This is a genomic window from Pararhizobium sp. A13, assembly GCF_040126305.1.
In the GTDB taxonomy this organism is placed as follows: domain Bacteria; phylum Pseudomonadota; class Alphaproteobacteria; order Rhizobiales; family Rhizobiaceae; genus Pararhizobium.
In genome coordinates this window covers 2,360,520-2,376,708 of the sequence record NZ_CP149510.1, presented here as the reverse complement: position 1 = coordinate 2,376,708, position 16,189 = coordinate 2,360,520, and the positions used below count along the sequence as shown (strand labels likewise).

Annotated in this window: 10 protein-coding genes and 1 pseudogene; 7 read left to right on the top strand and 4 right to left on the bottom strand. The window is 61.6% G+C overall.

The genetic code is table 11. The features are described 5' to 3' along the window. The first annotated feature begins 5 nt into the window (after positions 1–5). From WI754_RS11545 to WI754_RS11525, 5 genes are all read left to right on the top strand, one after another. A complete protein-coding gene (locus WI754_RS11545; RefSeq protein ID WP_349433523.1) occupies positions 6–1,304 on the top strand; it encodes an Hsp70 family protein in 1,299 nt (432 codons plus the stop codon). A gap of 65 nt (positions 1,305–1,369) precedes the next feature. After that, entirely contained in the window at positions 1,370–2,257 is an 888-nt protein-coding gene (locus WI754_RS11540; protein ID WP_349433522.1) for a uracil-DNA glycosylase, read from the top strand. 152 nt (positions 2,258–2,409) lie between these two features. Beyond that, entirely contained in the window at positions 2,410–2,586 is a 177-nt protein-coding gene (locus WI754_RS11535) for a hypothetical protein (RefSeq protein WP_349433521.1), read from the top strand. A gap of 54 nt (positions 2,587–2,640) precedes the next feature. Next, complete coding sequence (locus tag WI754_RS11530) at positions 2,641–2,787, top strand: hypothetical protein (RefSeq protein WP_349433519.1); 147 nt, start codon at positions 2,641–2,643, stop codon at positions 2,785–2,787. 225 nt (positions 2,788–3,012) lie between these two features. Continuing rightward, positions 3,013–4,293, top strand: a complete 1,281-nt coding sequence (locus WI754_RS11525) for an MFS transporter (RefSeq protein WP_349433518.1) — start codon at positions 3,013–3,015, stop codon at positions 4,291–4,293. A gap of 24 nt (positions 4,294–4,317) precedes the next feature. Here the strand turns inward: WI754_RS11525 and WI754_RS11520 are convergent, their stop codons facing one another. Continuing rightward, a complete protein-coding gene (locus WI754_RS11520; protein ID WP_349433517.1) occupies positions 4,318–5,256 on the bottom strand; it encodes a DMT family transporter in 939 nt (312 codons plus the stop codon). A gap of 485 nt (positions 5,257–5,741) precedes the next feature. On the opposite strand from WI754_RS11520, the gene pepN reads away from it, so the two are divergent. Next, positions 5,742–8,390: an aminopeptidase N gene (pepN, locus tag WI754_RS11515; protein ID WP_349433516.1), complete on the top strand. Its 2,649-nt coding sequence runs from the start codon at positions 5,742–5,744 to the stop codon at positions 8,388–8,390. A 206-nt stretch (positions 8,391–8,596) separates the two neighbouring features. Then, positions 8,597–10,954 (top strand): ATP-binding protein, encoded by a 2,358-nt coding sequence (locus tag WI754_RS11510; protein WP_349433515.1) that lies wholly within the window; start codon positions 8,597–8,599, stop codon positions 10,952–10,954. On the opposite strand, the gene WI754_RS11505 is transcribed toward WI754_RS11510, so the two are convergent. The 3 genes and pseudogenes from WI754_RS11505 to WI754_RS11495 form a co-directional block, all read right to left on the bottom strand. Beyond that, the gene (locus WI754_RS11505) at positions 10,944–13,898 is read right to left on the bottom strand and encodes a bifunctional [glutamine synthetase] adenylyltransferase/[glutamine synthetase]-adenylyl-L-tyrosine phosphorylase (RefSeq protein ID WP_349433514.1); all 2,955 of its coding nucleotides are present in this window, start codon (positions 13,896–13,898) and stop codon (positions 10,944–10,946) included. The two genes, WI754_RS11510 and WI754_RS11505, sit on opposite strands and share 11 nt — an antisense overlap. A gap of 43 nt (positions 13,899–13,941) precedes the next feature. Then, entirely contained in the window at positions 13,942–15,351 is a 1,410-nt protein-coding gene (locus tag WI754_RS11500) for an ATP-binding protein (RefSeq protein ID WP_349433512.1), read from the bottom strand. Further along, a pseudogene (locus tag WI754_RS11495) lies at positions 15,348–16,048 on the bottom strand (response regulator transcription factor). The gene WI754_RS11500 and the pseudogene WI754_RS11495 overlap by 4 nt, the downstream one beginning before the upstream one ends. Positions 16,049–16,189 lie beyond the last annotated feature (141 nt).

Genomic DNA, 16,189 nt, shown 5'->3' with positions numbered 1-16,189 from the left:
ACTCAATGGCAAAGGCCCTCGGCTTCGATTTCGGCACCACCAATTCCGTGCTCGCCGCCTCGCATGGCGACGCGACGCAATCGCTGAGCTTTACCAGCGCGGCCGGAACCAATGATTCCATGCGCACCGCCCTGTCCTTCATGAAGCACGCGCAGCTGGGTGCTGCGGCAGTGAAGATCGAGGCCGGACAGGCGGCGATCCAGCAGTTCATCGACAATCCCGGCGAAGCGCGTTTCCTGCAATCGATCAAGACCTTTGCCGCGAGCCCCCTCTTCCAGGGCACGCTGATCTTTGCCCGGCGCCATGGCTTCGAGGACCTGATGCGGTCTTTCCTCACCCGGATCGCCGACTATGCGGGCGATGGCTGGAAACAGGATTACGGCCGCATCGTCGTCGGCCGGCCGGTGCGTTTCGCCGGCAGCAACCCGGACGAATCGCTGGCGCTGGAACGGTACGACCGGGCGCTGTCCTCGTTCGACTTTCCCGAGGTTCATTATGTCTACGAGCCGGTGGCGGCGGCGTTTTACTTTGCCCAGAACCTGAAGAAGGATGCGACCGTGCTGGTCGCCGACTTCGGCGGCGGCACGACGGACTATTCGATCATCCGCTTCGAAAGCCACGGGGGAGAGCTGACGGCCGTGCCGGTCGGCCATTCCGGCGTTGGCGTCGCCGGCGATCATTTCGACTTCCGCATCATCGACAATGTCGTTTCGCCGCTGATCGGTAAGGGCAGCCAGTTCAAGAGCTTCGACAAGCTGCTCGACGTGCCCTCCAGCTACTATGCCAATTTCGGCCGCTGGAACCAGCTGTCGATCTTCAAGACGCTGAAGGATTTTACCGATCTGAAGCAGCTGGTGCGCTCGGCCGTCGAGCCGGAAAAGCTCGAGGCCTTCGTCGATCTCGTCGAGCACGATGAGGGCTACCCGCTGTACCAGGCGGTCTCCGCCGCCAAGATGTGGCTGTCGCGCGAGGAGGAAACCGAGTTTTACTTCGCGCCGCTCGGCGAAAGGAGCCGGCAGACGGTGCGCCGCAGCGATTTCGAAAGCTGGATCGCGCCCGACCTGGCGCGGATCGAGGAGGCGCTGGACGAGGTTCTGATGACGACGAACACACCCGCCGGCAGCATCGACAAGGTGTTTTTGACCGGTGGCACGTCCTTCGTGCCCGCCATTCGCCGCCTTTTCGAAAACCGCTTCGCCAGCGACCGCATCGAAAGCGGCGGCGAACTGCTGTCGATCGCCCATGGATTGGCGCTGATCGGCGAGCGCGACGATATAGAACGCTGGACGGCGATGGCTGCCTGAAATGGCTGAGGACGCGGCGACTTTTCCGCTTTCCGGGTGATCCACCCTTCTGTAGAAGAGAGAACATGATCTCCAGCGACAGGATGACCCCGGCCGAACTTGCCGCCCTTCTGCATTTCCATGCGGAAGCGGGCGTCGAATGGCTGCTGGAACGGGATCCCGTCGATCGTTTCGCCGAGTTCGCGCAAGCAAAAGCGGCGCGTGGCAACATCGGCTCGCAAGCCGTGCAAAAAACGCAGACCTCCGCACAGAGCGACACGCCACGCCCATCAACAAACCGGGACACGTCCAGCCCGTCTGGCAATCGCATGGCCGCGGCACCGGCCGCCGTCCCGCAAATGGCCATCCCCGACGAGCAGGCCATCGCCGAGGCCCGTTTCGCGGCCGAGTCGGCCCGCTCGCTCGGCGAATTGAAGAGCGCCATGGAGGCATTTTCGGGCTGCAACCTCAGAAACAGCGCTCGCAACATGGTGTTTGCCGACGGAAACCCGTCGTCCGGGATCATGGTGATCGGCCCGATGCCGAACGGCGACGACGACCGGGACGGCATTCCCTTTTCCGGAAAGCAGGGACAGATGCTGGACCGCATGCTGGCGGCGATCGGGCTTGACCGGACGTCCGTGCTGCTCACCAACGTCATTCCCTGGCGGCCACCGGGAAACCGGGTGCCCTCGCCGCGCGAGACCGATATCTGCCGGCCATTCATCGAGCGCCAGATCATGCTCGCCGAGCCCCGGCATCTGCTCATTCTCGGCAATTTCGCCGGCCGTTTCTTCTTCGGCGGCAACGACACCATCCACCACATGCGCGGCGAATGGCGCGATATCGCAGTTGGCGGCACAACCGTTCCTGCCCTTGCCACGCTGCATCCGCAGGATCTGATGTCGGCCCCAGCCAGCAAGCGACTCGCCTGGCAGGACCTGCTGGCGTTTCGCGCCCGGATTCGTGGTTAAGAGTTTCTCAACGGCCGTCTGCCTGATTTGTGAACAAACAATGAAGAGAGCCATGCGGCCTACGCATATCAGCAACGCGAAATGATGCATTGCGGAATCGATGCTGCGTCGCAATATAAGGTCACGGGAGGACTGGAATAAGGAATTGAACCATGACCGCCCGTTTTCGTCCTCTGCATAGCGGCTTCGAGACGCTCCGCCAAGCCGGCTCTCCGCTTCGCACGCCCTTCGCCAGCTTCGGCTCGGCTGCGAACGAACAGATGACTGCCGCAGGTTACGGCCGCACCACGCGCCCGGTGCAAATCTTTTCCGAATTCATCCAGCGTTAATTTGAGGCCGCGCCTGCGCGCGGCCGTCTTGCCAAGATTTCGAAAGTCCCGTTCATGTCCGCTTCCATCCGCGCCCTGATAGAAACCGTCGCAGACATCGGGACCGCCGTGCGCGCCTCGCGTGAATATAGCCGCCTGAGCATCGATGCCCCTGCGAAACAGGCAGACCGGCACGCCATCAGCGCGCTGCTGCCGAAGTAGTTTGTCTCAGACACAGACGTCGATCTCCTGATCTGCGCCAAACCCTGTCGCAATCGACAGCGCAGGAGAAATTGGTTAGAGCCACACTCGTCCTTCAAACTCAAGGGCGGCATGCCGTGCAATTCCAACCGTTCTGACCGCGCAATCCGCTCCAACCTGTTTTCAGCGCCCGCCTGACCGCTTGACAACGATCAAGCAGCCGGCGAATGCGCCCGGGGAGCGTTCATGCTGACCAGCCTCAGATCCGTGTTCAGCCTGATCCTGTCGACGCTCTTGATGATGATCGGCTTCGGCTTGGCGAGCTATGTTCTGCCGGTGCGCTCGGTGGCAGAAGGCTGGTCGACGCTGATCATCTCGCTGATCGCCACCGGCTATACGCTCGGCTTCACCCTCTCCTGCATCGTTACGCCGAAATTCGTCGCGCGCGTCGGCCATGTCCGGGTCTTTGCCGCCCTGATCACGCTGCTCAGCATCGCCATTCTGATGTGCGGCCTGGTCGTCGACTGGCGCGCCTGGATCTTCTTTCGCGCCATCTCCGGCTTTGCCATTTCGGGAAGTTACCTCGTCATCGAGAGCTGGCTGAACGAGCGGGTGACCAACGAAAATCGCGGCATGCTGTTTTCGGTCTATCTGATCACAACCATGGTCGGGACGATCGGCGGGCAATATCTCGTGCCGTTGGGCGATCCGACGAATTCCTCGCTCTTTATTCTCTGCGGCGTCCTGTTTTCGCTCGCGCTTTTGCCGACGGCACTATCCTCATCCGCCATGCCGGCGCCGCCGGCACAGGCCAATTTCGACGTGCCGGGCCTTTTCCGCCGCTCACCGGTCGCGGTCGTCGGCGCCTTCCTTGCCGGTGCCATGGCCGGTGCCTGGCTCAATCTCGGCGGCGTCTTCACCCAGAAAATCGGCCTCTCGACCGCCGAGGGCGCCACGCTTCTGGCAGCCCTGCTGACGGGGAGCGCCTTCTCCCAGATTCCGATCGGGCGAGCGTCCGACAGGATGGATAGGCGCATCGTCATGGTTGCCTGCGGCATCTTCGGCGTCGTGTCGTGCCTCGCCATGGTGGCGTTCGTCGGCGCCACCCCGCTTGTCCTCTACGTCGTCGCGGCCTGCGTCGGTTCGGTGCTGTTTCCGATCTATGCGCTCAACGTCGCCCATGCCAACGACCTTGCCCGACCGAACGAATATGTCGAGGTCTCCTCGGGCATGATGATCACCTATGGTATCGGTACGATTTCAGGCCCGCTGATGGTGGGACCGGTGATGGACTGGTTCGGCCCACCGGCGCTTTTCGTGCTGCTCGCCGTCTATTTTGCGCTCTACGCGGCCTATGCTGCCTGGCGCATCGCCCAGCGCAGCCAAAAGGACGGCCTGGTCGCAAAGACCGATTTCCAGGCAAACACCGTGCCCACTCCGGGCACGGAAGCGGTGAATGCGATGAACCAGGCAGTGCGACTGACCGAACTGGTGGAGGACGATACGGCTCCAGTCACGTCGTCCTGATCTTCACCTTCCAGGGGATTTTCGTCATCCCTGCGGCGTGACGTGTTTTCGCGCACCCTTGCGCTCAAGACCCAGTTGGTGTTCCCGGAAGATAATGAAGATGCCGGCACCCACCACAATCGCGGTGCCGATCAGCATCACGCCGGTCGGGACTTCATCGAAGAGGAAATACCCGATGATCAGGCCGAGGATGATCGAGGTATATTCGAAGGGCGCAATCGTCGACATGTCAGCGTAACGATAGCTCTGCGTCAGCAGGATCTGCGCGACGCCGCCGCAGAAACCGGCCGCCAAAAGGAGCAGGAAGGAGTTCCACGGCAGCGGCTCCCAGCCGAAGGGCAGCGTGAGCAGCGAGAAGCAGGAGGCCGAGAGGGAGAAATAAAGCACGATGGTGTGCGTGCGCTCCTTGGCGACCAGTTTTCGCACCAGCACCATGGCAACGGCGCCGAGCGCCGCCGACAAGAGCACCGACAACGCGCCGAGCGCCTCACCGGATCCGAAGCCGCCGTCGCGCAGCAATGTCAGGCGCGGCCAGGTGATGATCATCACGCCGACAAGGCCGATCAGGACCGCCGACCAACGGTAGACCCGCACCGTTTCCTTGAGAAAGACTGCCGCGAAGACGACAGCGAGCAGTGGCATCGCATAGCCGATGGCGATCGCTTCCGGCAGAGGCAGATGCACCAGGCCATAAAAGCCGCAGCTCATGGAGAGGATGCCGATGAAGCCCCGCGCCAAATGGCCGAAAATATCCTTAGTGTGAAAGGCGGTACGCAGATGGCCCTTGAAAGCCAGGTAACCGAGGATCGGCACCATGGCGAAGGCCGAGCGGTAAAAGGTGATCTGGCCCGTGGCGATCCCTGTACCGGCCGCCTTGATCAGCGTCGCCATGCAGACGAAAACCAGTACGGACAGGACCTTGAGGGAAATACCCTTCATCGGGTGAGAAAATTCGGCATCCATATGCGGCACGCTCAGCGGACAAGACGGCAGCGGGCCAAAACCAAAAGCACGACGGGCTGCGGGGGGATGCGAGCGGAGAATCCGTCGCTTAGGCCGAATTAGTCTAGCGCGCGATGAACGGAAAGGGCGATCAATTTTCTTGATGTGAGACGGAAATATTTGATGCCTCCGCGTCAATGTCCTACGCTGGAACCAGCAGCAGAAGCGCTGCGATCCGTCTGCGGGTCAACAAACACGAACATCCGCCAGGAAATTTGCACAATCTGTGCCAAAAAGACACGCCTGATTTAAATATTGTTAGGGCGAATTTCGTAAGTCTCTGATGCAAGACCTGGGTGCGGGACAGATCGGACACACTGGAACACAGCGCCGGCCACCGAAAAGAACGCTCCTACCCCCGAAGCTCCGCAGAACGCGCAGCCTCTTCACGATGACCAAGCCTCTTCCCGAGCATGACACAACGGGAGATGCCAGCGGGACAAACAATGCGGACAGATACGGGCGAAATCATTCATCTGGAAGACTATCGGCAGACGGATTTCGTCCTTGAGAGAGTGGATCTCACCTTTGAACTTGACCCAAAGGAAACCAAGGTCGAAGCACGGCTGATCTTCCACCGGCGTGAGGGCGTGAGTGCGGATGCACCGCTCATCCTCGACGGCGACGAGTTGAAGATGACCGGTCTGCTGCTTGATCAAGAAGAGATTCCGGCGGCAAATTATGAGGCAACGGAAGATACGCTGACCATCCGCAACCTGCCCGCGACAGCCCCCTTCGAGATCACCGTGACGACGGAGCTCAACCCGGAAGCCAACACCAAGCTGATGGGTCTCTACCGCACCAGCAATGTCTATTGCACGCAGTGCGAGGCCGAGGGCTTCCGCCGCATCACCTATTTCCCGGACCGGCCGGACGTGCTTGCCGTCTACACGGTCAACATCATTGCGGACAAGCAAACCGCGCCGCTGCTTCTTTCGAACGGCAATTATCTCGGCGGTGCCAGTATGGGCGATGGCCGGCATTTCGCAGCCTGGTTCGATCCGCACCCCAAGCCGAGCTACCTGTTTGCACTGGTTGCCGCTGATCTCGGCGTCGTCGAAGGCACCTTCGCGACCATGTCCGGCCGCGAAGTCGCGCTGAAAATCTATGTCGAGCACGGCAAGGAGCCGCGCGCGACCTATGCCATGGACGCGCTCAAGCGCTCGATGAAGTGGGACGAGGAGGTCTTCGGCCGCGAATACGATCTCGACATCTTCATGATCGTCGCCGTTTCCGACTTCAACATGGGCGCGATGGAGAACAAGGGGCTGAACGTCTTCAACGACAAGTACGTGCTTGCCGATCCCGAGACCGCGACCGATGCCGACTACGCCAATATCGAGGCGATCATCGCGCATGAATATTTCCACAACTGGACCGGCAACCGCATCACCTGCCGCGACTGGTTCCAGCTCTGCCTCAAGGAAGGCCTGACCGTCTATCGCGATCACGAATTTTCGGCCGACCAGCGCTCGCGCCCGGTCAAGCGCATCGCCGAAGTTCGCCACCTGAAGGCCGAACAGTTCCCGGAGGACGCGGGTCCCCTCGCCCATCCCGTTCGCCCCACAAAATATCGGGAAATCAACAATTTCTACACGACGACCGTCTACGAGAAGGGCAGCGAAGTCACGCGAATGATCGCGACGGTGCTCGGAGCGGACCTCTTCAAGAAAGGCATGGATCTCTATTTCGACCGCCACGACGGACAGGCGGTAACGATCGAGGATTTCGTCGCCTGCTTCGCCGATGTCAGCGAGCGTGACATGACGCAGTTCTCGCTCTGGTACCATCAGGCGGGCACGCCGCTCGTCACCGCTTCGACCGCCTACGACGCGACCAAACAAACCTTCACCCTGTCGCTCGAGCAGATGGTGCCGCCGACGCCCGGGCAGAACGCCAAAGAGCCGATGCATATTCCGCTCAGGCTCGGGCTGTTGCTGGAGGACGGCTCTGAGGCTGCCCTTTCCGCAGCCATCGGCGCTGAAGTCACGGGCGACGTCCTCCACCTCGTTGAGCGCAAGCAGACCGTCACATTCACCGGCATCGTCTCGCGTCCTGTCCTGTCGCTCAATCGCGATTTCTCCACGCCGATCAACCTGCATTTCGAGCAGACGCCGGCCGATCGGGCCCATATCGCCAGATACGAAAGTGATCTGTTCGCCCGCTGGCAGGCTTTGAACGACCTCGCCTTGCCGAACCTCGTCGCGGCGACAGCCAGCGCCAAGGCCGACGAGGCCGCAAAATGCGACAAGGCCCTGATCGAGGCACTCCTTGCAGCGGCGGCCGACGGCAAGCTCGAACCGGCCTTCCGCGCGCAGGCTCTGGCCCTGCCCAGCGAAGCCGATATTGCCCGCGAGATCGGCAGCAACAACGACCCGGACGCAATCCATGCGGGGCGCCAGCAGATCATGACAGCCGTCGCGGCGGCCGGGCGGGATACATTTGCGACGCTTGTGGACGAGATGGTGGTCGATGGCCCGTTCAGCCCGGATGCGGCGAGCGCCGGTCGCCGGTCCCTGCGCAATACCGCGCTCTCCTATCTCGTCTATGCCGAGAACCAGCCGGGCCGCGCCGTCGATGCGTTCAAATCCGCCAACAACATGACCGATCTCAGCCAGGCGCTGACGATCCTCGCCCATCGGTTTCCAGAGTCTGCCGAAACGACGGAAGCGCTTGCGGCCTTCAAGTCACGCTTCGCGGACAATGCGCTGGTCATCGACAAGTGGTTTACCGTCCAGGCGACGATCCCCGGGACCGATGCGCTCGACCGCGTCAGGACGCTGATGGCCGATCCGCTGTTCAACAGTTCCAATCCGAACCGGGTCCGGGCTCTCGTCGGCACCTTCGCCTTCTCCAATCCGACCGGCTTCAACCGGGCCGACGGCGAGGGCTACCGTTTCCTCGCTCGTCAGATCCTCGACATCGATCCACGCAATCCGCAGTTGGCCGCGCGCATCCTGACCTCGATGCGCTCGTGGCGGTCGCTGGAGGACGTCCGTGCCGAGCATGCGCGCAACGCGCTTCGCGAAATCGCAGCCGCTGCAAAGCTTTCCGCCGATGTCAGCGACATCGTCGAGCGGATGCTGAAAGGCTAGGATTTATCAAGCAGATAGTGCCGAAACCCCGCAATAGCGGGGTTTTTCCGTTTCCAGCCGCCCGCAGGTTGCGACAATATCATTTTCCAATGACGATAAATGGTTAATAAAGTTTTACATTTTCTTCTGGACAAGCCGAATCACAATTGATTCATTGGGTCAGGTTCGAGCGAGCGGCGCATCGAATCACATGAGGACCTACAGAATTGACGAAGATGGCGGAAGCGCAGCGGGGACGCGCGGCCGGTGAGCGGTTGCGGCCAAAATTTCCAGGTTTCCTGAACCTGGAGAAGGGCGTCATCCAGCACGCACGGATTTTTAAGGAGCCGGCAGCGCTGCGCCTTGCGCGCGCAGAGCCGTTGCTGAAGCGCTCCATCCCGATCCTGATTACTGCCTTTCTGCTCGTCGTTGCGATCTCCCGCGTCAACGGCATCATGGTCGAACATGCGCGCATGGAGGCGAGCTCGCGCCAGGCAACGGTGCTCGCCGCCGCGACGGCAAGTGCAGCCCTTCAGGAAAACGGCGTGGCCCTGTTCGACAAGGCGCAGAGATGGGATGTCGAGCAGCGGCTGAACGCCTTCCTTCCGCCGGATATGCTTGAACCCGGCGCATTCGTTTTGACCATGCGCAATGATGGGCGGATTTTCGCGAGTTCCCCGGACGGCGCCGTCTATACCGGCCGCACACTTGCGGCAGTGGCGCCGGAGATCGCCGCCTTTCAATACTTTGGCGAGCGCTCGACCGTGATGAAGACCTTCATCAGCGGCGTCGAGCATGTCGTGGCGCTGATGCAGGTACCGGGTGGCGCCGGAACATTGCTCGTCGCGACGCCGCTGGCGCGGATCGAAAAGCTGTGGCGGGACGAGGTTTCGCTGAACGTCACGCTGTTTGCCGGTATTTCGGCCATCCTGCTTGTCGTGCTCTATGCCTATTACATCCAGGCCAAGCGCGCCCGCGACGCGGACCAGATTTTTGCGGAATCCAACCTGCGCGTCGAAACGGCGCTTTCGCGCGGCCGCTGCGGCCTTTGGGATTTCGACATGCCCAACCGTCGCCTCTTCTGGTCGCGGTCGATGTATGAAATGCTCGGCATGCCGCCGCAGAGCAGCGTTCTGTCCTTCGGCGACGCCGCCCGGTTGATGCATCCGGATGACGGCAGCATCTACAAGGTCGCCCGCACCATCGCCAAGGGAGATGCCCGGCAGATCGACCAGGTGTTCCGGATGCGCCACGCAGAAGGCCACTATGTCTGGATGAGGGCGCGCGCGCAGGTCATTCGCACTGCATCCGGCCGCGTACACCTGATCGGCATCGCCATGGATGTCACCGAACAGCATCGCCTCGCCCAGCGTTACGCCGAGGCTGACCAGCGGCTGGCCGATGCCATCGAATGCACCTCCGAGGCCTTCGTGCTCTGGGACAAGAACGACCGCCTTGTCATGTGCAACACCCACTATCAGCAGGCTTACAAGCTGCCCGACCATGTCCTGGTGCCCGGCACCGAACGCTCCGTCGTCAACGCAGCAGCAGCCCGACCAATCATCGAGCGGCGGATCGCCGACCCCGACCGGTCCAACCATTCGCAGACATCCGAAGTCCAGCTCGCCGACCAACGTTGGCTGCAGATCAACGACCGGCGTACCCGCGATGGCGGCTTGGTCTCCGTCGGCACCGACATCACGCTGCTCAAACGCCATCAGGTGCGGCTGCGCGAATCCGAGCGCCGTCTCATGGCAACCATCGGCGATCTCTCGACCTCACGCATCACGCTCGAGCGACAGAAAGCGGAATTGTCCGTCGCCAATGCCAATTATCAGGCTGAAAAAGAACGGGCGGAAGCAGCGAACCGGGCGAAATCCGAATTCCTCGCCAACATGTCGCACGAGTTGCGTACGCCGCTGAACGCCATTCTCGGCTTCTCCGAAATCCTGCAGAACAAGATGTTCGGCCCGCTGGGTTCCGAGAAATACGACGAATATTCCCACGACATCCATGATAGCGGCAAACACCTGCTGAACGTCATCAACGATATCCTCGACATGTCGAAGATCGAGGCCGGGCAGATGAAAATGAACCGGGAAACAATCGATCTCGCGCCGCTGATCGAGGAGACGCTGCGCTTCACCACCATTCCGGCGAAACAGAAGAACATCTGCGTCGATCAGCAGGTCTCGTCCGGCCTGACACTGGTCGCCGATCGGCGCGCAATGAAGCAGATATTGCTCAATCTCCTGTCGAACGCCGTCAAGTTCACCAATGAGGGCGGCAAAGTCTCGCTGCGTGCCCGAAAGGTGGCAGGCGCCGTGACGCTGACCATCGCCGACACCGGCATCGGCATTCCGCGGGCGGCGCTCCAGAAGATCGGACAGCCGTTCGAACAGGTGCAGAGCCAGTATGCCAAGAGCAAGGGCGGCTCCGGCCTCGGTCTTGCCATTTCACGGTCGCTGACCAACCTGCATGGCGGGGCGATGAGGATTTATTCGTTGGAAAACATCGGCACGATCATCTCCCTGCGCATCCCCGATACGGATGCGCGCGCCGAGGTTCCGTGCTCTAAGGCTTGATGGTCGCCTGAAATACCCGGCGCACGGCCTTGGAGAGGCGGCGGATATCCGCCTCCAGCACCTTGGCATCCGGCGCATCGGCTGCACGGCAAAGAAGATCGATCAGTCCGGCCGGTGCATCCTTCAGCTCGAAATCGCTCTCGATGCACAACCGGACGATCTGCGAGAGATTGGTGAACAGCGCAAGCGCCTCCTGTACGGTCTCCAGGTCGGCGGGCGAGATCAAAGCCGGTCCAAGCGCCTGCAGGACATCGGCAGTCGACGTCCCGCTCGGCGGCACATCGCTGCCCCGCGCCGGTGCGATCAGCATGAGATATTGGGCAATGAATTCAATATCGACCAGTCCGCCCGGAATGAGCTTGAAATCCCAGACATCGCTCGGCGGCTTTTCCTTGTCGATCAGCCCGCGCATCTCGGCGACATCCGCCGTCACCTTTGCAACATCTCGGCGTTGACCGAGAACTTCGCGAAAAATCGTGTTCGCCTCGGCAATCAGGCTGTCCTCACCGCAGAAAGCCCGAGCGCGGGTAAGCGCCATGTGTTCCCAAGTCCAGGCTTCTTCACGCTGGTATTTTGCGAAGGCATTGATGCGCGTCGCGACCGGTCCCTTGTTGCCCGAGGGGCGCAGCCGCATATCGACTTCATAGAGCACGCCTTCAGCGGTGGGTGCCGAGAGCGCAGAAATCAGCCTTTGCGTGATGCGCGTGAAATAGCGAACGGAATCGAGCGGCTTTGGACCATTGGATTCGGTGGCCGTCTCGTCGTGGTCGTAGAGCAGGATGATGTCGACATCGGAGCCGGCCGTCAGTTCGTGACTCCCGAGCTTGCCCATGCCGATGACGGCTGCGCGTCCACCGGGAAACTTGCCGTGCGCGGCATCAACCTCATGCAGCACGGCGTCGAGCGCCGCGGCAATGATAAGGTCGGCAAGATCGGTGAGCGCATACCCCGCCTGCCCCCCCGTGATCACCCCTGTCAGGAGGCGGATGCCAATCAGAAACCGCTGCTCGGAAGCCGTAATGCGCAATCGATCGAGAATGTCCTCGTAGTGGCGCGCGCCGGAAAGGAAGCCGTTGATGCGCTCCGCCAGATAGTCGCGCGTCGGCAGCTCGACGAGCAGCCGCGGATCAAGCATGCCGTCGAAGACATGCGGCTTGCTGGCAATGATATCGGCCAGCCGCGGGGCGGACGACATGATGTTGACAATCAGCGAAAGCAGCCCCGGATTGTTGCCGAGCAGCGAGAAAAGCTGGATACCGGCCGGCAGACCGGCAATGAAATGATCGAAACGCAGCAATGCCTCGTCGGCGCGCTTGTTTTCTCCGAAGACGCGCAGAAGCTGCGGCGTCAATTCCGTCAGCCGTTCGCGCGCCTCCACCGACTGCGTCGCGCGGTATCGGCCGTAGTGCCAGGTGCGGATTGTCCGCGAAATATCCTGCGGCCGCTCGAAGCCGAGCTTCCTCAGGGTTTCGAGCGTGTCGGGATCATCCCGCTGCCCGGTGAAAACGAGGTTGCCCGTCTCCGCCGAAAGCTTCGCCTCCTGCTCGAAAAGCTGGGCATAGCGACGCTCCACCGTCTTCAGCACGCGCGACAGTTCCGTCGAAAACGATGCAACGTCGGCAAAGCCCATCATATAGGCGATGCGCTTGAGTTCCGCCTCCGTTGTCGGCAACACATGCGTCTGCTCGTCGCGGACCATCTGGACCCGATGCTCGACATCGCGCAGGAACCAATAGGCAGAAATCAGTTCGTCCGCCGTTTTCGCATCGATCCAGTTGGCCCGCGCCAATCCCTCGAGCATCGGCTCGGTGGCGCGCAGCCGCAGTTCCGGCATCCGCCCGCCGGCGATCAACTGCTGCGTCTGGACGAAGAACTCGATCTCCCGGATGCCGCCGCGGCCGAGCTTGATGTTGTGCCCCTTCACTGCAATCTCGCCATGCCCCTTGTGCGCATGGATCTGCCGCTTGATCGAGTGAATGTCGGCGATCGCCGCATAGTCGAGATATTTGCGGAACATGAACGGCGTCAGTTCGCGCAGGAAGGCATCGCCGGCGTTGAGATCGCCGGCAACCGGGCGCGCCTTGATGAATGCCGCCCGCTCCCAGTTCTGCCCCCTGCTCTCGTAATAGAGCATCGCCGCCTCCACCGGAATGGCGAGCGGCGTCGCCCCGGGGTCGGGCCGCAGGCGCAGGTCGGTGCGAAAGACATAACCGTCACCAGTGCGCTCCTGCAGGATGCGGATCAGCCGGCGCAACAACCGGGCAAATGTTTCCGGCGCATCTTGGGGATCGATGATCAGTGGAGCCTGCGGCTCGTAGAAGACAACGAGATCGATATCGGAGGAATAGTTCAACTCGAAGGCGCCGAGCTTACCCATGCCAAGAACCACGACACCCGACCGTTCGCTCGGCCGCTCCACATCGACGACCTTGAGCTTGCCGCTGTCATGCGCGCTGAGCAGCAGATGATCGACAGTCGCCGAGACGGCGGCACCGGCGAACTCGCTCAGCCATCGCGTCGTTTCCCGTGCGTCGAACGATCGGGAGAGATCAGCGAGCGCCATGGCGAAGGCAATGTCGCGCTTGGCATTTCTCAGCCGCGTCATGATCTCGGCATCGGACAAAGGCTTGCCGGCCGCATCACCCTTCCAGGCATGCCTTGCCGTTTGAATGCATTTATCCAGATGCAGCGTGATCGCCCCCCCCAGAGCCCGAACGAGCACTTGCGGCTGGGAAACTGCCGTATCCCGCAGGTAGGGCGATAGCGAAAGGGCTGCGATGATGAAGTCCTTCAGCGGCGTTTCCGAGGCCAGGAGGTCGGCGATTTCCGAATGACTCTTGGCCATGTCCTTGAGGCTGGAGAGGACGGACTTCGCATCCGTCTGGCTCATCGGCCGCAAGGCGCATGCGGCGATGTCCGTTAAACGTCGCGCATCCGTCTGCATCGTTACCCTCCCCGCCACTCCCGATTTCGGCTCCCCATGCCTATCAGCCGGAAGGCGCTCCGAAAACCATGCTGGCGGTCAAACCGCGATTGTTTTCGGCGCCCGGTATCGTGTCGCTCAGTTCCAGGCGTCCCTGATGCATCTCCATCACGGCTTCGACAAGCGATAACCCCAAACCAGTGCCGGGCTTGCTGCGACTTTCATCCAGCCGCACGAAACGCCCGATCACATCGCCGCGCTTGTTCGCCGGGACGCCGGGTCCATGGTCTGCCACCGAGACCGCGATTGCCCCATCCCGCTTCACAAGGCTGACCTTGATCAGCGGATTGTCCCCGCCCTCGGAATATTTGATGGCGTTGTCGATCAGGTTGCCTAGCGCCTGCCCGATCAGTTCGCGATTGCCGGACACGTGGATATCAGGCGGCAGTTCCGCTTCGAGCGTCAAACCCTGCTCGTCGGCCACCGGTTCGTAAAGCTCGACACAGTCGGCAACGCTCTGGGATAGATTGACATCGCTCATCTCCGCGGCCGCAGAGCCCGCCTCGACGCGCGAAATCATCAGGAGCGCGTTGAAGGTGCGGATCAGCTGGTCGGATTCGCCGATAATTTCCTCGAGCGATGCCCGGTAGCCGGCATTCGTCGCCTTGTGCGCCAACGCGGCCTCCGCCTTGTTGCGCAGGCGCGTCAACGGCGTCTTCAGGTCATGGGCGATGTTGTCGGAAACCTGCCGCAACCCCTCGTTCAGCTTCTCGATCCGCCCAAGCATAGCATTCAGCGATTCCGACAGCCGGTCGAATTCGTCGCCGGAGCCGCTCATCGGCAAACGCTGCGACAGGTCGCCCGCCATGATCCGCGTGCTGGCATCCGACATGCGGTCGATCCGCTTCAGCGCATTGCGGCCGATGGCAAACCAGATGATCAGTGCGCCGATACCCATGATGCCAAGTGCGACGACCAGCGCCTGGCGGACGAGCACGCGAAATTTCTCGGGCTCCTGCAGGTCGCGGCCGACCAGAATGCGCAGCCCGTTGTCGAGAACGAGAACATGTGCAAGCGCCACATGGGTTTCCTTGCGGCTTTCGTCGGTGTAGCGCTGGTAGCGGAAGGCTTCGCCCGTCCAGCCCTCCTGGTCCAGAAGCCCCGGCTGCAACGAGGCAACATTGCCGGCAAGGATTTCGCCGGTCGGCCCGGCAATGACGTAAAGATTGGCGCCCGGCTGGCGCGCCCGGCGCTCCAGTGTCCGCAGCAATCCGTTTACGCCCGCCCGGCTGTAGATCTCCTCGATCTGCGAGACTTCCGCCGTCACTGCATCCTTCGTCTGCTGTTCCAGCAGTCGCTGCGACATGGCGGTGACGTAGAAGACCAGAAATGCGGCGCAGAGTGAGAAAAGCAGAAGATAGAGCGCCGAGAGGCGAACAGCGGTCGTGCGAAAAAGGACGCGCAGTCTGCTCATGCGTCGGTGCGTCCGTCTTCCTTGATCATGTAACCGGCACCGCGAACGTGCGCAGCAGCGGCTGGTCGAAATCCTTCTCGATCTTCGAGCGCAGCCGCGACACATGCACGTCGATGACGTTGGTCTGCGGATCGAAATGATAGTCCCAGACATTCTCCAGCAGCATGGTGCGCGTCACCACCTGGCCGGCATTCTTCATCAGATATTCGAGCAGCCGGAATTCGCGCGGTTGCAGCAGCAGCTCCCGGCCCTGCCGGCGCACCGTATGCGACAGCCGGTCGAGCTCCAGATCGCCCACCCGATAGACCATGTCCTGCTCCGGCGCACCCTTGCGGCGGCCAAGCACCTCGACCCGGGCCAGAAGCTCGTTGAAGGCATAGGGTTTGGGCAGATAGTCGTCGCCGCCGGCGCGCAGGCCGGTGACCCGATCATCGACCTGACCAAGTGCCGACAGGATAAGCACGGGCGTATGGACACCCTTGCGGCGCAATTCCGAAATTACAGACAGCCCATCACGGCGCGGCAGCATCCGGTCGATGACGAGCACGTCGTAGCTATTCTCGGTGGCCATGAACAGACCGCTTTCGCCGTCGCTGGCATGATCCGAGACGATGCCCGCCTCCCGAAACGCCTTCGCAAGATAGGCGGCGGCCTCAAGGTCATCTTCGATAATCAGAATCTTCATACGCGTGACCATAGTCCCGGACCCGTGCCTTCCACAACCGGTTTGCCCTTGGGAATTCCGCCTCGCCTGCCCGGTTGCGCAGATGAGACGGGCTGAAATGCCGAGCGCCGCGCAACCTCAGGACAAGGTTCGCGGCGCCCGGTTGTTTCAGTG